The sequence below is a fragment of the Peribacillus sp. P4_D6 genome, from assembly GCF_056401795.1.
The window spans coordinates 1-18,285 of record NZ_JBFUIQ010000084.1 but is presented as its reverse complement, the minus strand read 5'-3'; the positions used below and the strand labels follow the sequence as shown (position 1 = coordinate 18,285).

Here is an 18,285-nt window from a genome sequence, read left to right as displayed (position 1 = left end):
ATGCAATGCTGTACTAATGTTCGTCGCCTTGCTTTTGATGGTATTTATTTATCTAGGAAATTATGTAGGGGGATGAATAAGGAATAGCGACGGGGGCAGAAGCATGGAAGCATATATGTTATCCCTTGGTTCCTTATAGTGTTGAAAACAGGGTATGAAGCCGTAATGACGGTATGGAGGGAGCTGTCCTATCTGTATAAAAAGCCCTGGCAGAGGACGGCCATCCACGAATCATAACAAACAGGAATAAGCAAAATTCAAACATGATTGGAATGTATAAGATAAGGTGGACGGTCCTTTATAAAATAAGTCTAAGCTGCATATCAGATTTTTAGGTCAAAAGGGTCCGTTAAAGGACCCTTTTGTCGTGGGATGAGTAAAGGTAAATGCTGGATATGAGTAATGGTGCCTCTTATTTTTTATCTTGCAATTCGGAATTGTGATAAAATATAGGTTAGGTTACAAAAGGAGAGTGAAACTGTGTTATCTATTCCGGATGATAAAATTAGACCATTCATAACTATAACAATTGATCAGCCTACATTTTCAGACCAAAATATTCATGAGATACAGGAACCTTTCTTCTTTCTTATGAAGGAAAATCAAGTGTTTGCGTATATCCGCATGGATGACCTCCCGTTAAATGAAAAAATAACGACAGTCGATCAGCTTTTACAGTATGCTTTTTCGATTGATAATGTCTGTAAATTGCACCCTAACATTTCCTTGCCGCATTTGTTTCAAATTATCGGTGAGCCTATCGTACTGATAAAAACGGATGATGGCCTGCTAACCGGTTATGTAAAAAGGGAAGATGTATTAGCTGAATTATTCAAGCAGGACAGCAAACAAAATTTAGACCTGTTAAATGTTATATTAACCTCCATTCCTATGGGGATATTTGTGGCTGATAAAGAAAAGAATATTGTGAACTTCAATGAATCAGGCTTGAAGATGATAAAAAAACCTTCTGAACAAGTCCTTAATGAACCTGCTGCGAGCATCTTCAATAAGCAGCATATACATAGCGTGTTTGCCAGCGGGAGCAGTATTCTGAATCAGTTGGAGATTACTGATGTCATGAGTGTGCTTGTCGACTATAGCCCGATTCTGAACCATGAAAAAGAAGTCGAAGGCCTGATCATCATTGTTCAGGATTTACCGATGGTTGAGGAAATGGCCATGGAAATAGAATTGATAAAAAGCTCGAATAAAGATTTGAATGCCATTTTAGCGAATATCTATGATGAAATACTTGTAGTCAATCAAAAAGGAGAGCTGCTGCGCTATAGTGACAGCATCATCTCGGGATTCTGGGGGAAGGACTTAAAAGATTATATCGGGAAGAATCTCTTGCAATTAGAGGATGAAGGGATTTTTAATCCTTCGGTAACCCGGTTAGTCCTTGAACAAAAAAAGAAAGTATCGATTGTCCAAGATACGAAAATGAATAAGAAAGTCCTTTCCGTCGGCACCCCTGTGTTCAATGAAAAAGGGGAAATAGATCGAATAGTCATTGCATCAAGGGATATAACGGAAACGACACAATTGAAATCGGAATTAAATGAAATGAGGAAAGAACTGGACTCTTTCAAAAAACAGGATCAATTTTATAAAGAGTTGGTTTTTGCAAGTCCTAAAATGGAGCAGATAATTAGCCAAGTCAAGAAAATCGCCCATTTTTCATCTACTGTATTAATTAATGGGGAGTCGGGAGTAGGTAAAGAAGTGATAGCTGAAGCCATTCATAAAATGGGCAGGCGATCTAAAATGCCTTTCCTGAAGATAAATTGCGGGGCGATTCCGGAAAACCTTCTCGAAAGTGAATTGTTTGGTTATACGAAGGGTTCCTTTACAGGAGCGGATAAAAATGGGAAGGTAGGATACTTTCAGCAGGCTAATAAAGGTGTTTTATTCCTGGATGAAGTTGGTGACATGCCCATACATCTGCAAGTCAAGCTGCTGCGGGTACTCCAGGAACAGGAAGTGATTCCGATTGGCAGCACTACACCCATTTCCATTGATGTTCAAATTGTTGCGGCCACGAATAAGAGTCTGGAAAAAATGGTCGAGATGGGCACGTTCCGGGAAGATTTATTCTATCGGTTGAACGTCATACCCATACATGTGCCCCCATTAAGGGAAAGGCCGGAGGATATCCCGCCGCTAGCCTTTCATTTCCTGCAAAAACTGAATGAAAGGTATCAGCGGAATTATCACTTTTCCCCTGATGCATTAAATATACTGGAAGTCTATACTTGGCCGGGAAACATTCGTGAGTTGCAGAACATGATTGAAAGATTGGTTGTTTCTGCAGATGAAGAGATGATCGATGCTGACTTCATTCAAAGGTTCATACCTGTGGGCAGTGACTTTAAACAAACGAAACCCATCATTACGAGAATCCTTCCGCTGCAGGAAGCGCAGGATCATGTGGAAGAACAATTGATCATGCTTGCCATGAAACAGTATAAAACCACGACCAAAGCGGCTAAAGCGCTTGGGATAAGTCAATCGTCAGTGAGCAGGAAGTATCAAAAAGTGTTAGCTGAACAACAAAGTAAGAAAATCGAAAATGATGCATTTTGATCAAAAGCCGTTGCCGAGTGATGAAAATCACTTGTCAACGGCTTTTATTTTTATGAAGGCATTTTCGAAGCTTTTCAATGATTTCCCAAACTTGATTATGCAAAGTGAAATAACGATATGCATATTTGCATAGTTTTAGAGTGGTTTTTTTAAAAAAATGCGATTTTATTGGTTAATTAACTTGGCATGCTTCTTGCTTGATTAGTAAGTATAAGAAAAAAGGGAGGTAAGCATCAAAGTTTCATAAAACAAKCAAACTTAATTAACCCATCAACTAAAGCTATAAAAAAAGGAGATTATAAAATGTCAATTAACGTAGAAAGTAAAAACACTCAAGCTAACCAATCAGCAACTCAAGATTATATTAAAAAGGTTCTTCAATTAATCGAGCAGAAAGAAATTTCAAAAGAAGATGCACAGTGGGTAACAAGAGAAACGGTCGAGAATTTCCGTAACCATGTAAACCCTGGGTTTTTGGAATACCGGAAGACGGTCACTAAAGACACACAGTTCGCTTCGGTGGAGTGGTCTGATCAAGATTCCTGTTTTACGGATGTAAATGGAAAAAAATATATTGATTGTTTAGGTGGCTTTGGTATTTATAATGTTGGCCATCGTAACCCTAAAGTAGTAAAGGCAGTAACCGATCAATTGCAAAGACAAGCCCTTCATAGCCAGGACTTACTTGATCCATTACGTGCAATGCTTGCCAAGATCCTTGCCGAAATCACACCGGGAGATCTAAAATACTCATTCTTTACGAACAGCGGTACCGAGAGCGTGGAAGCTGCACTTAAGTTGGCTAAAATGTACAGTGACAAATACACGATCATTTCCACGACAAAATCATTTCATGGGAAAAGCCTTGGTTCCCTATCGGCAACGGCAAAGGGCATGTTCAGAAAACCGTTCATCCCGTTGGTTCCAGGTGTGCGCCATGTACCGTTCGGTGATGTGGATATGATGAGAAAAACGTTTGAAAGTTGTGCATTGGTCGGTGAAGATGTTGCTGCTGTGCTGTTAGAGCCTATTCAAGGTGAAGGAGGGGTCATTCTGCCTCCGCAGGATTATTTAAAGCAGGTTCGGGCATTATGTGACGAATATGATGCGTTATTGATCTTGGATGAAGTGCAAACAGGAATGGGACGGACAGGTAAAATGTTCGCTTCTGAGCTATATGATGTTGTTCCGGACATTATTTGTTTAGCGAAAGCATTTGGTGGCGGTGTAATGCCTGCAGGCGCTGTTGTAGCCAATGAGAAAGTATTTAAAAGCTGGTTCGACAATCCATTCATGCATACTACGACATTTGGTGGAAATCCATTAGCTTGTGCTGCGGCCATCGCTACGATCGACGTACTTTTGGAAGAAAACTTACCGCAGCGTGCTGCGGAAGTTGGAGAATACTTCTTAAATGGGTTAAGGGAAGTGGCTGCTGAGCACAAAGATAAGGTGCTGGAAATCCGTGGCCAAGGATTAATGATCGGTATTGAGTTCCATAAAGATGAAGTGGGTTATGAATTCTCAAAAGCCCTTTTTGATAAAGGCATTTTGGTGGCAGGTACGCTTATTAATTCCAAAACAATCAGGATCGAGCCATCATTGACTATTAAGCTGGATGAAGTCGATACAGTAATTAAAGCGTTTAAAGAAGTCTTGCCAACTCTTCAATCTTAATTAAAAAAAGCAGAAAAACAGCCTTTGGCTGATTCAGACTGTAGATAAAAAGGTTTCGGAATGGTATCATTCCGAAACCTTTTTGAATTTGTAGCAGTTTTAGATAATGATGAACTCTCCAAGGTCATTATTTCCACCATTTCTCCCCTTCGTCAAGTCCAGGTGGCCATCTTCTTTACATGAATGGGAACCTCCATTCTACTAGTCTGCAAGAGGTGTTCTAAGTAAACATTTCAAGCTGATCAAAGGTATCCTCACCACCTCGAGTATTCACCCTTAAATAAGGAGCTTATCTTCCTGTTAACACAAGGTTGACTGGAACGGAACGTACGAGACTCCTGCGGGAAAACGGGGCCAAGGGAGACCTCACAGGCGCTAATAGAGCCGAGGGCGGACCTTCCGGTAAAGCGAGTGCCCTACGTTCCAATCAACGGTCAAATTTTAAACACCTTAAAAAACTGTCGACAAACTCAATTATTATCGAGTTTGTTTATAAACTGAAACAGTCATTGCGCTGTTTTTTTGTTGCTTGGAGGAGGGAATAATTACATATTTCTCGTTTTATAACTGGATCTCAGAATTTTTTTTCACGAGAACGAGTAATGAAAACGGGAATTACACAGATTGGACAAGGATTTAATTCCTTTAACGTAATTTGGTATGTTATAATAATTTCTGGAAAAAGGAGTGATGAAGATATGACACCTGCCCTGCAAAAAATGTGGATATCCTTTATAGCTATGGGCTTTATGGTTATCTCTATATTTCTAATCTACTTAAGCCGCTATAAATTAAAAGGTTTTTGGAGAGTCTTGACAGCAATTATCGCATACATACTTATGATTCTGGCCGGCTTGATCATCCTTATCGTTGTTCTTAGCGGGCCAACCACTTGATAGGTGAGGAGAAATGATGAGAAATTTTTTCAAAATATTATGTTTATTATGCATCTCTGTATCATTATCCGGCTGCTTATATCCGGAGAAGCAAAAAATGCAAAACCAACTGCCTTATAAAGAACAAATACAATCCGTCCAAAGTGCAGTGGATCAATTTCAGAAGGATGAAGGCGGCATACTGCCGATAGTTACTAAAGATGCAGGGACACCGATTTATCAAAAATATGTCATAAAATTTTCTAAGATTTCGCCGAGGTATATGGCTGAACCGCCTGACAATGCCTTTGAATCAGGGGGTGTCTTTCAATACATCCTCGTTAATGTTGAAAAAGATCCGACTGTAAAGCTGTTGGATGTCAGGATGGCGCAGAAGATTCAGGATGTTTCCTTGAGATTGACTGCCTATCAGCAAAGCAACGGATACCCGCCGTTTAAGGAAAGGTTATCCGATAATGTCTTCACGCTTGATTATGAAAAGATGGGCCTGAAGGAAGCTCCGACGGTCACGAGTCCATTTTCACAAAAAGATTTATACCTTATAGTCGATGGTCAAGGCAGCATTTTTGTTGATTATACACCTGATTTACTTGAGGCATTGAAGAAGAATGAGGGGAAAATCAAGCAAGGTGAAGATATCCGGGAACTGCTGGTGCAGAGTTCGGAGTTCGTCCCTGCCTATTCGTTACCATATACAATTGATGAAAAAACAAATACTCCAATATTTCTTACAAAATAGGCATAACCCTTCTTCTGCAAAATATATTGTAGGGGAAGGGTTATTTCTTTTATCTTTATTTCATCTTACTTTTAAAATAACAACCCTTATATAAAAATTTCTGGTGGAGGAAGGGATTGAACCAGGGAAATAAATGGAATAAATTTTTAGGACAACATCATAGATATATATTGTCCTAAATAAATGCAAATGGATAAACGAAATCCCAAAACTCTAATTCGGGAGGGGATACCTTGGAAAAGGTAGATATTTTTAAAGATATAGCTGAACGGACCGGTGGCGATATATACTTGGGGGTGGTCGGTGCCGTCAGGACTGGAAAATCCACATTTATTAAAAAATTCATGGAGCTAGTCGTCATTCCGAATATACCGTCTGAGGCGGACCGTGCCAGGGCACAGGATGAATTGCCACAAAGTGCTGCCGGAAAGACGATCATGACGACGGAACCCAAATTCGTACCGAACCAGGCAGCATCGATACAAGTAGCTGAAGGTCTCGACGTGAACATCCGTTTAGTCGATTGTGTCGGTTATACAATACCCGGGGCAAAAGGGTATGAGGATGAAAATGGTCCCCGCATGATTCACACGCCTTGGTATGAAGAGCCGATTCCGTTCAATGAAGCTGCCGAGATCGGTACTCGTAAAGTAATTCAGGATCATTCCACATTAGGCGTGGTCGTTACGACGGATGGTTCGATAGGAGAAATCCCGCGAAGTGATTATTTAGAGGCCGAGGAAAGGGTCGTCGAAGAATTGAAGGAGGTTGGCAAGCCATTTATCATGATTGTCAATTCCGTTCAGCCTCACCACCCGAATACGGTAGCACTGAGGGAATCCTTGCAGGAAAAGTATGATATCCCCGTATTGGCCATGAGTGTCGAAGGAATGCGGGAATCGGATGTTTACAGCGTACTGCGCGAGGCCTTGTACGAATTTCCTGTTCTCGAGGTCAATGTTAATCTCCCTAGCTGGGTAATGGTTCTGCGCGAGGATCATTGGTTAAGGGAAAGTTACCAGGAAGCGGTTAAAGAGACAGTCAAGGACATTAAGCGCCTGAGGGATGTTGATCGTGTAGTCGGTCATTTCAATGAATTCGAGTTCATTGACCGTGCAGCGCTTGCAGGCATTGAGATGGGGCAGGGGGTTGCAGAAATAGACCTATACGCCCCGGATGAACTATATGATGATATTCTGAAGGAAATTGTCGGTGTGGAGATTCGGGGCAAGGATCATCTGTTATCATTGATGCAGGACTTTGCGTATGCGAAAGCAGAATATGATCAGGTGGCCGATGCGTTGAGAATGGTTAAACAAACTGGATATGGTGTCGCAGCCCCGTCCCTTAACGATATGAGTCTTGATGAACCGGAAATCATCCGCCAGGGAGCCAGGTTCGGTGTCAGGCTAAAAGCTGTAGCTCCTTCCATCCATATGATCAAGGTCGATGTCGAATCCGAATTCTCGCCAATCATCGGTACGGAAAAGCAAAGTGAGGAATTAGTACGGTATCTGATGCAGGATTTCGAAGACAATCCACTTTCCATTTGGAACTCCGATATTTTTGGAAGAAGCCTAAGTTCCTACGTAAGGGAAGGCATACAGGTGAAATTAGCGATGATGCCAGACAATGCACGCTATAAATTAAAAGAAACACTTGAGAGGATTATTAATGAGGGCAGTGGCGGTTTGATTGCCATCATCTTATAGAAAACGTTTAAGGCCGGACCAACTCCATTTATGGATTGGTCTTTTTACATGGAAGAAACGGCAGGATCGAAAGAAAAATATCATTTATGAACGCTAATATTTGAATTAATCTGCTGTTCTTTAGTATAATCTTGAAAAAACCTTGTGGTTAAGCGATTTTCAGCAATATAATAAGTTTAATTTCTATAAAAAAGGGAAATGATGAATAGCGAAAGACAAAATTTATAATATATACAATTATTGATGAAAAGATTCCCATTATTTTTTGAATTCCCTTGCTAAGCTTATAGGATTTGTGATAATCTACATACAGAAAACGCGTTATAACAGCGATTTCAACCTATTTATAAATTTCTGAATGAATTATTTGGAAATTAAATCGGCTTGGTAATCCTTGATTGTCAGGGAATGAAAATTTTTTGACCGAAGCTAATATCAAATCACTATTATAGTGTTGTAATAATGATTTTTTATAAAGATTCCTTTTGGGAGGAGGTGAATGGCATGAACAAAACAGAATTAATTAATGAAGTTGTTACAGCAACTGAAATTTCTAAGAAAGACGCTACAAAAGCTGTTGATGCTGTTTTTGATACAATCTTAGAAGCTCTAAAAAACGGTGATAAAGTCCAATTGATCGGTTTTGGTAACTTTGAAGTTCGTGAACGTGCGGCTCGTAAAGGGCGTAACCCACAAACTGGTGACGAAATCGAAATTGCAGCTAGCAAAGTGCCAGCTTTCAAACCCGGTAAAGCGCTGAAAGATGCAGTGAAGTAATTCTACCATTACATACGGGTGCTTAACCGAAAAGGGCCGCGTGAAAACGCGGTCCTTTTTTTGCTTCTTAATTTCCATCTGTGATAATATAAAAGACAGTGAATATTTTAGATACGCTTCAGATGGTAAATCTGTCACAAGAAAATACCCATCCGAAACCGCTTCTGGCGAAACCGCCTTTAAAGGGCTTCAATCTTTGGGTAATCGGTCGCTTTATAATTGCAATTATGGATTTCCGGGTGCAACGCGCTTTGGTTTTTTTATCTGAATACATAATATTATTGATTTTTTAGGAGGTACAAAAAATGGCTAATGTTGATCATGCCAAATTAGAAGAAGCGGTTAAAATGCTTCTCGAGGCTGTAGGGGAAGACCCAACGAGGGAAGGACTGCTGGATACTCCTGCTCGTGTAGCCAGAATGTATGAAGAAATTTTTTCTGGACTTAATCAGGATCCAAAGGAATATTTCGATACTGTTTTTGGGGAGGACCATGAAGAACTCGTACTTGTAAAGGATATTCCGTTTTACTCGGTATGTGAACATCATTTAGTCCCTTTTTACGGGAAAGCCCATGTAGCATATATTCCGAAAAACGGAAAAGTGACTGGTTTAAGCAAATTGGCACGGGCGGTTGAGGCTGTATCGAAGCGTCCGCAGCTTCAAGAGCGCATCACTTCTACAGTTGCAGACTCGATAATGGAAAAGCTCGAGCCTCATGGTGTAATGGTTGTAGTAGAGGCTGAACATATGTGCATGACCATGCGTGGCGTGAAAAAACCGGGATCTAAAACAGTGACTTCAGCTGTAAGGGGAACGTTTGCGAAGGATCACCGTACTAGAGCTGAAGTACTGGCATTCATTAAAGACTAAGGATATGGGGGCAGGAAAAAATGAATGATAAAAAGATTCTGAATGATTTTGTCGTAATCAAAGCCATTGAGGATAGTGTGAATGTCATCGGGTTGACAAGGGGAACGGACACCAAGTTTCACCACTCCGAAAAACTGGACTCAGGAGAGGTGATGATCGCACAATTCACGGAGCATACCTCGGCAATTAAAATCAGGGGCCATGCAAAGGTCTATACTCCATTCGGAGAGATAGAAAGTGATTCCAAAAAGAATTCACCTGACAAATGATCGTTTCTCAATGCTTGGTTAATTATAAATCAATCACCTGATATCGCGTTTAACAAGCTGTAAATTTCCCGCATCCATTTTTTTGAAGAGCAAAAGTCGATGATTTCCTTGTTTTTGGAAGTTTCATTTTATAAACGTTGACCATTTCATCTGATTGTTTTTATGGTATAATAATGTGTATTTTACACAGACAGAAACCAATATGTATGTATGAAAAAAATTATCTTTCGGGGATGCAAGGGTGATCTCAATTGTTAAACATAACGGACGACATAAGGCAATTAAAACGATTAATAGAAACGAAAGCTCAACATCCATATTTGTTGAAGTATATACAAAAGCCAAGCTTGGACGAAGATAAACTGATGTTGCTTTGGGGATTGTTTAACGATTTGGACGTTACAAGCGAAAAACGGAATCAATACATCATTTCAACCATGTTAGTGCAAATAGCTCTGGATACCCATGAAATCGTCTCGAATTCGGGTGAAGGAATCGAGTCGCCGGAGGTATTGAAAAATCGCCAATTACAAGTTCTTGCCGGTGATTACTATAGTGGCTTATATTATCAAGGGCTTGCCAGTATAGGTAATGTTGATATGATCCGTATCCTTTCAAGCGCGATAAAAAAAATAAATGATAATAAAATCATTCTATACCAACAAGGGTCGATTCAAGATGTACCAACGCTTTTAATGACGATAAAAGCGATCGAGGCTTCGCTGATTCAGAAACTTGCGGATTACTATAATGAGCCTGCCTGGATAGAGATATCGGAAGATCTGCTGCTTTTAAAACGGTTGCATGCCGAGAAGAGAAGTTATATGAAGTCGGGGGAATCAATAATTTTTGATGCCCTAAGGGAAATGCCTTTTGATGACTCGATCGGTGGGGATGTTCCCATTTCGGAAAAGGAAGAACAGGTACGCACCCAATTCGACAAGTGCCTGAGGGATGCCAGGCAATCCGTAGAGCGCTCGATGCGGAAGCTGGCAAAGTTGGATGATGAACTACTGGAAAGAGTGAAGGCCATCTTGGAACAAACAGAGAGTATGGCAAATTCATATGTGAAAGAAGGGTGAATCATGGAGCAGTCTAAAGAGCAAAAAGTTCATCATGTCTTTGAAAAGATTTACGGAAATTATGACAAGATGAATTCCCTCATCAGCTTTAAACAGCATCTTAAATGGCGGAAGGCTACAATGGCCATCATGAATGTCCCAAAAGGCGCCCATGCACTGGATGTATGCTGTGGAACGGCGGACTGGACCATTGCCCTTGCTAATGAAGTAGGACCAGAAGGAAAGGTTGTTGGTCTGGATTTTAGTAAAAACATGCTGAAAATCGGCGAACAAAAGGTGAAGGAACTCAATCTGGATCAAGTTTCCCTAATGCATGGGAATGCAATGGAACTTCCTTTTGAGGATAATAGCTTTGACTATGTCACGATCGGTTTCGGGCTGCGGAATGTCCCTGATTACATGAAAGTGCTTAAAGAGTTAAACCGTGTAGCGAAGCCAGGTGGTATGGTCGTTTGCCTGGATACGTCACAGCCAACGATGCTAGGCTTTAAACAGGGATATTATTTTTATTTCCGTTTCATCATGCCCATGTTCGGCAAATTATTCGCAAAAAGCTATAGTGAATACTCATGGCTGCAGGAATCGGCTCGAGATTTCCCAGGCATGAAAAAGCTTGAAAACATGTTTAAGCAGGCAGGAATGGAAAATGTCAGTTATAAAGCCCATTTCGGTGGGGTAGCAGCAACACATTTCGGGTACAAGCCTTCAAAATAAGCAGAATAGCAATGGACAAAGCTGGGTGGAATGTATGAAATTTAAAATGATGTATTCATTTTTGAATGCAGATTTGCAATTAATAGAAAAAGAACTGGAAGCCGCAATTGAAGCGGATTCCACGGTTTTAAGGGAAGCTTCCCTGCATTTACTGCAATCCGGTGGAAAACGGATCCGTCCGGTATTCGTCCTATTGGGTGCGAAGTTTGGCAACTATGATATTCATGTCGTAAAGCATGTCGCAGCGACTCTGGAACTGATTCATACGGCTTCCCTTGTACATGATGATGTTGTGGATGATGCGGATTTACGCAGGGGGTCGGCTACCATCAAGTCGAAATGGGATAATCGTGTCGCCATGTACACAGGCGACTTCATTTTTGCTCGTGCACTGGAAATGATGGCGGTMATCGAGTCTCCGCTTGCGCATCAAATTCTCGCTGATACCATGGTTGAACTATGTCTTGGGGAAATTGAACAAATTAAAGATAAATATAATTTCGAACAGAATTGGCGGATATATTTTAGACGGATCAAACGGAAAACGGCATTACTCATTGCATCCAGCTGCCAGTTGGGAGCCATTTCAGCAGGTGTTGAAGAGGGAATTCACGAAAAGCTATTTAAATTCGGATATTATGTCGGTATGTCCTATCAAATCACCGATGATATATTGGATTTTACGGCGTCGGAAGAAGAGCTTGGTAAACCGGCCGGGAGTGATTTGATTCAAGGTAATATCACTTTACCCGTTTTGATCGCTATGGAGGATCCAAAGTTAAAAAAGCTTATCGAAACTGTTCGGGAAGATACGCCAAAAGATGAAATGTCCCATATAATCAATGCGATAAAAACTTCCGGTGCCATTGAACAGGCAGCGAGGATCAGTGATATGTATTTAGAAAAAGCTTTTACTGAGTTGAAGGGTCTTCCTGCCATTAAAGCTAGAAAAACTTTATCGGATATCGCGAAAAATATCGGAAAAAGAAAGTTTTGATAATGGGAGTTGCGAAACTCATCAAACAATGGTAATATTCTAAAAGTATTGCCTTATATAGGCAAATAACAATGATACATATTAGGAGTGACATTCATGGAAAGAACTTTTTTAATGGTAAAGCCTGACGGCGTTCAACGCAATTTAATCGGTGAAATCGTTTCCCGTTTCGAAAAGAAAGGCTTCCTTCTTGCAGGAGCAAAATTAATGGTCATTTCTCAAGAATTGGCTGAGCAACATTATGGCGAGCACAAAGAACGTCCTTTCTTTGGCGAATTAGTGGACTTCATTACTTCAGGTCCTGTCTTCGCAATGGTTTGGGAAGGTGAAAATGTAATCGCTACAGCACGTCAAATGATGGGTGCTACTAACCCTAAAGATGCAGCAGCAGCAACAATTCGTGGCGATTTTGCGGTAACTGTCGGCAAAAACATCATTCACGGATCTGATTCAGCTGAAAGCGCTGTGCGTGAAATCGGTTTATTCTTCAAAGAAGAAGAACTTGTTGAGTATTCTAAACTTGTAAACGAGTGGGTTTATTAATTAGTACTCATCACTATATAGGAAGCGGGTTTCATCGTCATTATGCGATGGAACCCGTTTTTTTTGCATTGCTTTTTTAGCTTCCCGGGATGGTAAGGAATTATTGTAGTTTAAAGAAAATATGGCAATCTCCGATATATATAGGGAAGGACCACTTAAATAATTATGTGCAGGGGAGTCGTAGGAATGCCACAAGAATATGAAGAGTTTATTCGTAATATCAAAACGCTGACAGGCATTGATTTGGCATTATATAAGGAAGGGCAAATGAAAAGGCGATTGACATCTCTATATGAAAAAAGAGGATATCATTCATTTCGTGAATACCATAAAGACATTCAAACCAATCCCGAAGTTTTAAATGAGTTTCTGGATAGAATGACAATCAATGTTTCCGAATTTTATCGAAATGCGAAAAGATGGAAGGTATTGGAGCAGAAAATCCTTCCAGGTCTTTTAGCAAGCAAAAAAAAGTTGAAGATTTGGAGTGCGGCCTGTTCAACTGGCGAGGAACCATACACACTTGCCATGATTTTATCCAATCTGGTTCCACTTAGCCAGATAGAGATATTGGCGACGGATCTGGATGAAAATGTGTTGGCGCGAGCGGAATTGGGGATGTATCCTGAACGTTCCTTAAATGAAGTGCCTGAAGAAATCAAAAGGAAATACTTTGAAAAAAAAGCAGATTTTTATCGCGTTGATGAAGAAATCAAGAGAAGGGTGACATTTAAAAAGCAAAACCTTCTCGCTGACCGTTTTGAACAGGGGTTCGATTTAATCATTTGCCGCAATGTGCTAATTTATTTCACGGAAGAAGCCAAAAATTTGTTATATGAAAAATTCAGTGCATCACTAAGAAGCGGCGGGGTTTTTTTGTAGGAAGTACAGAGCAAATATTCACCCCTGGAAAATATCAATTTGAAACGATCGACACATTTTTTTATATGAAAAAGTAAATACTTTTTAAAAAAGGGACTGATTCTGCTCATAGGCGTTCAGTCCTTTTCGTTTGTCGAGTAATAGAAAATCCAGTAGAACTCTGATTTGAAAGAAAAACTATATCGAAAATGTTTAAGTACTTGTAAAATAGAGTGAAAAGTGATTAAATTCAAACAATATGGTTTTTACGTTTTACATATACCCACATTTCATAAAATTGTGGTATATTGATACATATACACTTTAAAGTGCTAAAAGGGGGCTGGAAGATGAGATATTTAACAGCGGGAGAATCACATGGTCCGCAACTGACTACTATCATTGAGGGATTACCGGCAGGAATGCCGATTTCGAATGAGGATATCAATCAAGAATTGGGACGCCGGCAAAAAGGGCATGGACGTGGAAGAAGGATGCAGATCGAGAAAGATCAGGCTTTTATTTCTTCAGGAATCAGACATGGCTACACACTCGGTTCACCGGTTGCTTTGGTGGTCGAGAACGATGATTGGAAACATTGGACAAAGATTATGGGAAGTGAAGGGCTTTCAGAAGAGGAAGCTGAAGAAATTAAACGTAAAATCACCCGGCCTCGCCCTGGTCATGCCGACTTGAACGGCGGGATTAAATATGGGCACCGCGATTTGAGAAATGTTCTGGAACGATCTTCAGCCCGTGAAACGACAGTAAGGGTGGCGGCAGGTTCTGTCGCAAAAAAACTATTGTCTTTATTGGGGATAGAAGTGGCATCGCATGTTTTGGAAATTGGCGGAGTGAAGGCAGAACCGCCAAAATACGAAACGATCCAGCAATTGCAACAGGTAACAGAAGAATCTTCCGTTAGATGTTTCGACAAAAACGTAGAGCAGCAGATGAAGGATGCAATAGATGAAGCGAAACAAAAAGGAGATTCCATCGGCGGAATCGTCGAAGTCGTTGTAGAAGGAATGCCGGTAGGAGTGGGAAGTTATGTGCATTATGACCGTAAGCTTGATGCAAAACTAGCCGCAGCGATAATGAGCATCAATGCATTTAAAGGGGTGGAAATAGGTCTAGGATTTGAGGCGGCCCATCTATTCGGCAGTGATGTCCATGATGAAATCGCATGGGATGAAGAACATGGTTATTACCGGAAAACCAATCGCCTTGGAGGTTTTGAAGGCGGTATGACAACTGGAATGCCAATAGTTGTACGCGGTGTGATGAAGCCGATCCCTACTTTATATAAACCTTTGAAAAGTGTTGATATTGATACGAAGGAAGTGTTTGAAGCAAGTGTCGAGCGTTCCGATAGTTGTGCCGTTCCTGCAGCAGCAGTAGTTGCTGAGGCGGTAGTGGCATGGGAACTGGCGGCTGCCATCGTTGATCAATTCCCTTCAGATCGTTATGAGCAATTAGCAGAGTACATAAGATCATATCGGGAAGAAGTAAAGGGGTTTTAAATCATGGAATCCATCCAAATAAAAACGGCTTCCAAGCAATATCCGGTTTTAATTGGCAAGAAGGCAATCAATGAATTGCCCGAATTAATAACACATGAGCTGAATCATCTAAACAAGATTCTGATCATAACTGATGAGAAAGTGGCGGCACTTCATTTGCAGACTGTGAAGGACGCCCTGATCCAGAYGGGAAAACCGGTCTTGCATCATGTAGTGCCAGAAGGGGAGCATGCTAAAACATTCGATGTGTTTTATGAATGCCAAAGCTTCTGCTTAACACAACAGATTAATCGCAAGTCATTGATTATTGCCCTTGGCGGCGGTGCAGTCGGTGACTTGGCTGGATTCGTTGCAGCTACATTTATGAGAGGGATTCCATTTATACAGGTTCCGACGACTTTGCTTGCCCACGACAGTGCAGTGGGCGGCAAGGTTGCCATCAATCACCCGCTAGGGAAAAATATGATTGGGGCCTTTCATCAGCCTGAAGCCGTCATTTATGATCTGGAATTTTTAAAGACTCTGCCACTTAAAGAATTAAGGTCAGGTTTTGCAGAAGTCATTAAACATTCCTTGATAGCAGATAATGAGCTTTATCTATGGTTAAAGTCGAATATTGTTGATTTGAATGATATAACGGATGAGCAATTCCTTACCATGATTACAAAAGGGATTGGCATTAAAGCTAAAATTGTCGAAGAGGATGAGAAGGAAAACGGCATTCGTGCCTTTTTGAATTTTGGTCATACGCTTGGACATGCAGTGGAAGGTTCAATGGGATACGGAAACTTTACGCATGGGGAATCGATTTTAATCGGGATGGTATATGCTCTTAAACTAAGCAGAAAGAAAGTGGATCTTGATTTTAAACTAGATGAGTTTATTGCCTGGGTTTCTTCTTTAGGTTATCAAATAACCATTCCAACCCGACTTGAACATGAAATGCTGCTTGAATTAATGAAAACAGACAAAAAATCGGTCAATGATGCAGCTACCTTTGTCCTGCTAAACGAAGTGGGGTCACCGCTATTAATGGATATAGCCGACTCTGAGCTGATAGAGGAAATGGCGGAGATGATTTAGAGTTCAGTAGAAGGGGGACTATGTGTGATAAGAGGAATAAGGGGTGCCACTACAGTAGAAAGTGACACAGAAATGGAAGTGATTTCTGCTGTCGAAAAGTTGATGGTCGAGATCATTCAGGTCAACGAAGTTGATCCCGATATGGTAGCTTCTGTATTTTTTTCAGCTACGGAAGAGATTCGTTCTGTCTTCCCTGCCAAAGCCTTGAGGAAATTCGAAGGCTGGACTTATGTACCGGTTACATGCATGAAAGAAATACCGGTGAGCAATTCCTTGCCATTTTGCATCCGGGTCATGATCCACGTAAATACGACAAAATCTCAAAAAGAGATACAGCATGTATACCAGGCAGGGGCTACGGTATTACGGCCAGATTTGACAAAGCAGATATAAGATGATTATAAATCTATTAATATGATATACTATTCTCACACTTTCTTACTTTAAAGTGATAAATATATAGAGGTGATTGACATGAAATGGAATGAAGCGGTCCTTTCCTTGAAGTCTTATCAACCGGGAAAATCCACTGATGAAGTGAAAAAATTATACGGGCTRGAAAAAATCACGAAATTAGCTTCAAATGAAAATCCTTTTGGCTGTTCGGAAAAGGTCAAGGAATCCGTTAGGAATTCAACCCATTCGTTTGCCATCTWTCCAGATGGATATGCAACGATGCTAAGGGAAGCTGTTGCGAAACATACAGGTGTGAAAGAAACACAGCTTATTTTTGGAAATGGATCTGATGAGAACATTCAAATCATCTCCAGGAGTCTATTGGGAGCTGGAAAGAATACGGTCATGGCAACAGGCACTTTTTCGCAGTATCGCCATAATGCCACACTAGAAGGAGCGGAAATAAGGGAAGTTCCTCATATTGACGGTGCTCATGATCTAGAAGGAATGCTTAAAGTAATAGATGATGAAACATCGGTTGTATGGCTTTGTACACCAAATAATCCAACAGGTAAATACATTTCGGAACAGGACTTATTATCGTTCATCGAAAAAGTGCCGGAAGATGTTCTTATCGTTTTGGATGAAGCTTATTGTGAATATGCAACGGCTGAGGATTACCCTAGAACGAATCAATGGATCAATAAATATAAAAATTTGATCATACTCCGGACTTTCTCAAAAATTTATGGACTTGCCAGTTTTAGGGTAGGGTACGGTTTGGCGGATGAGGATATCATCCAGAAACTAGATCCATCCCGGGAACCATTCAATGTGAACACATTTGCACAGAATATTGCTATCGTCGCTTTGGAAGATCAGGCCTTCATTGAAAAATGCAAGGAAGAAAATCAAAAAGGGCTAAAGCAGTACTATGAATTTTGTAATAAGGAAAATTTGGCTTATTACGCGTCACAAGGTAATTTCATCTTTATCCATTTTAAACAGGATGCCGATGTGGTTTTTCAATATTTGCTTGAGCGCGGCTTCATCGCAAGGTCGGGGAAATCTTTCGGTTTTCCTAACAGCCTGAGGGTAACGATTGGTTCTACGGAAGAAAATGAAGGAATGATCCATGCTATTAAAGCTTTTTTGAATGAAGTTGAGGCACCTTCTGATTCGCTGCTTTAACGTTTCATCAAACCTAGAGGAGCATAAAAGATGCGGGGGAGAGAAGAGTGAAGGGTAAGGTTTTTGTAATAGGTTTAGGTCTAATAGGCGGATCACTGGCCATGGCTGTACGCCATGCACATCCTGAAGCCGTGATTGTTGGTATGGACCTAAGTGAAAAGAATATTCAACTATCGATGCTATTGGGGATCATTGATGATTCTGTATCATCTTTGGAAGCGGGAGCATGTGAAGCTGATTTGATTCTACTTGCTGTGCCTGTCAATGAAACCGTGAAGATTTTAGCTCAATTGGCTGATATGGATTTGAAAAGTGATGTCCTCATATCTGATGCAGGAAGTACGAAGGATACAGTCGTTAAGGC

General features: G+C 40.6%; 17 protein-coding genes and 1 pseudogene. All 18 read left to right on the top strand.

What is annotated here, in order from left to right; genetic code table 11:
- Positions 1-480 precede the first annotated feature (480 nt).
- The gene (locus tag AC1DVB_RS19475) at positions 481-2,589 is read left to right on the top strand and encodes a sigma 54-interacting transcriptional regulator (protein WP_057276285.1); all 2,109 of its coding nucleotides are present in this window, start codon (positions 481-483) and stop codon (positions 2,587-2,589) included.
- Between the two features lie 303 nt (positions 2,590-2,892).
- The gene (locus AC1DVB_RS19470) at positions 2,893-4,266 is read left to right on the top strand and encodes a putrescine aminotransferase (protein ID WP_048681701.1); all 1,374 of its coding nucleotides are present in this window, start codon (positions 2,893-2,895) and stop codon (positions 4,264-4,266) included.
- 698 nt (positions 4,267-4,964) lie between these two features.
- Positions 4,965-5,162, top strand: a complete 198-nt coding sequence (locus AC1DVB_RS19465; protein ID WP_048681698.1) for a DUF2768 domain-containing protein — start codon at positions 4,965-4,967, stop codon at positions 5,160-5,162.
- A 13-nt stretch (positions 5,163-5,175) separates the two neighbouring features.
- Positions 5,176-5,901 (top strand): hypothetical protein, encoded by a 726-nt coding sequence (locus AC1DVB_RS19460; RefSeq protein WP_095679754.1) that lies wholly within the window; start codon positions 5,176-5,178, stop codon positions 5,899-5,901.
- 233 nt (positions 5,902-6,134) lie between these two features.
- Positions 6,135-7,613: a stage IV sporulation protein A gene (spoIVA, locus tag AC1DVB_RS19455; RefSeq protein ID WP_034308024.1), complete on the top strand. Its 1,479-nt coding sequence runs from the start codon at positions 6,135-6,137 to the stop codon at positions 7,611-7,613.
- 504 nt (positions 7,614-8,117) lie between these two features.
- Positions 8,118-8,390: an HU family DNA-binding protein gene (locus AC1DVB_RS19450; protein ID WP_034308023.1), complete on the top strand. Its 273-nt coding sequence runs from the start codon at positions 8,118-8,120 to the stop codon at positions 8,388-8,390.
- 305 nt (positions 8,391-8,695) lie between these two features.
- On the top strand, positions 8,696-9,262 hold the full coding sequence (gene folE / locus AC1DVB_RS19445) for a GTP cyclohydrolase I FolE (protein WP_034308020.1): 567 nt from the start codon (positions 8,696-8,698) through the stop codon (positions 9,260-9,262).
- A gap of 20 nt (positions 9,263-9,282) precedes the next feature.
- Positions 9,283-9,531, top strand: a complete 249-nt coding sequence (gene mtrB / locus AC1DVB_RS19440) for a trp RNA-binding attenuation protein MtrB (protein ID WP_034308017.1) — start codon at positions 9,283-9,285, stop codon at positions 9,529-9,531.
- 251 nt (positions 9,532-9,782) lie between these two features.
- Positions 9,783-10,613 (top strand): heptaprenyl diphosphate synthase component 1, encoded by an 831-nt coding sequence (locus AC1DVB_RS19435; RefSeq protein WP_230136839.1) that lies wholly within the window; start codon positions 9,783-9,785, stop codon positions 10,611-10,613.
- Between the two features lie 3 nt (positions 10,614-10,616).
- Entirely contained in the window at positions 10,617-11,327 is a 711-nt protein-coding gene (locus AC1DVB_RS19430; protein WP_034308012.1) for a demethylmenaquinone methyltransferase, read from the top strand.
- 34 nt (positions 11,328-11,361) lie between these two features.
- Positions 11,362-12,324 (top strand): heptaprenyl diphosphate synthase component II, encoded by a 963-nt coding sequence (hepT, locus tag AC1DVB_RS19425; RefSeq protein WP_053535594.1) that lies wholly within the window; start codon positions 11,362-11,364, stop codon positions 12,322-12,324.
- A gap of 96 nt (positions 12,325-12,420) precedes the next feature.
- Positions 12,421-12,867 (top strand): nucleoside-diphosphate kinase, encoded by a 447-nt coding sequence (ndk, locus tag AC1DVB_RS19420; protein WP_034308008.1) that lies wholly within the window; start codon positions 12,421-12,423, stop codon positions 12,865-12,867.
- Between the two features lie 186 nt (positions 12,868-13,053).
- A pseudogene (locus AC1DVB_RS19415) lies at positions 13,054-13,826 on the top strand (CheR family methyltransferase).
- 252 nt (positions 13,827-14,078) lie between these two features.
- Entirely contained in the window at positions 14,079-15,251 is a 1,173-nt protein-coding gene (gene aroC, locus AC1DVB_RS19410; protein ID WP_057276288.1) for a chorismate synthase, read from the top strand.
- Between the two features lie 3 nt (positions 15,252-15,254).
- A complete protein-coding gene (aroB, locus tag AC1DVB_RS19405; protein ID WP_477590540.1) occupies positions 15,255-16,334 on the top strand; it encodes a 3-dehydroquinate synthase in 1,080 nt (359 codons plus the stop codon).
- 24 nt (positions 16,335-16,358) lie between these two features.
- Positions 16,359-16,727, top strand: coding sequence for a chorismate mutase (gene aroH, locus AC1DVB_RS19400; RefSeq protein WP_477590538.1), 369 nt, complete (start codon positions 16,359-16,361; stop codon positions 16,725-16,727).
- An 81-nt stretch (positions 16,728-16,808) separates the two neighbouring features.
- On the top strand, positions 16,809-17,921 hold the full coding sequence (hisC, locus tag AC1DVB_RS19395; RefSeq protein ID WP_477590536.1) for a histidinol-phosphate transaminase: 1,113 nt from the start codon (positions 16,809-16,811) through the stop codon (positions 17,919-17,921).
- A gap of 47 nt (positions 17,922-17,968) precedes the next feature.
- Positions 17,969-18,285 (top strand): prephenate dehydrogenase/arogenate dehydrogenase family protein (locus AC1DVB_RS19390; protein WP_477590534.1); only part of this gene is annotated, 317 nt, incomplete at its 3' end.

Bases quoted from the DNA above. Each gene is read 5' to 3' on its own strand.
- AC1DVB_RS19470 (WP_048681701.1), top strand. From the start codon at position 2,893: ATGTCAATTAACGTAGAAAGTAAAAACACTCAAGCTAACCAATCAGCA.
- AC1DVB_RS19465 (WP_048681698.1), top strand. From the start codon at position 4,965: ATGACACCTGCCCTGCAAAAAATGTGGATATCCTTTATAGCTATGGGC.
- AC1DVB_RS19460 (WP_095679754.1), top strand. From the start codon at position 5,176: ATGATGAGAAATTTTTTCAAAATATTATGTTTATTATGCATCTCTGTA.
- AC1DVB_RS19450 (WP_034308023.1), top strand. From the start codon at position 8,118: ATGAACAAAACAGAATTAATTAATGAAGTTGTTACAGCAACTGAAATT.
- folE (WP_034308020.1), top strand. From the start codon at position 8,696: ATGGCTAATGTTGATCATGCCAAATTAGAAGAAGCGGTTAAAATGCTT.
- mtrB (WP_034308017.1), top strand. From the start codon at position 9,283: ATGAATGATAAAAAGATTCTGAATGATTTTGTCGTAATCAAAGCCATT.
- AC1DVB_RS19430 (WP_034308012.1), top strand. From the start codon at position 10,617: ATGGAGCAGTCTAAAGAGCAAAAAGTTCATCATGTCTTTGAAAAGATT.
- ndk (WP_034308008.1), top strand. From the start codon at position 12,421: ATGGAAAGAACTTTTTTAATGGTAAAGCCTGACGGCGTTCAACGCAAT.
- aroC (WP_057276288.1), top strand. From the start codon at position 14,079: ATGAGATATTTAACAGCGGGAGAATCACATGGTCCGCAACTGACTACT.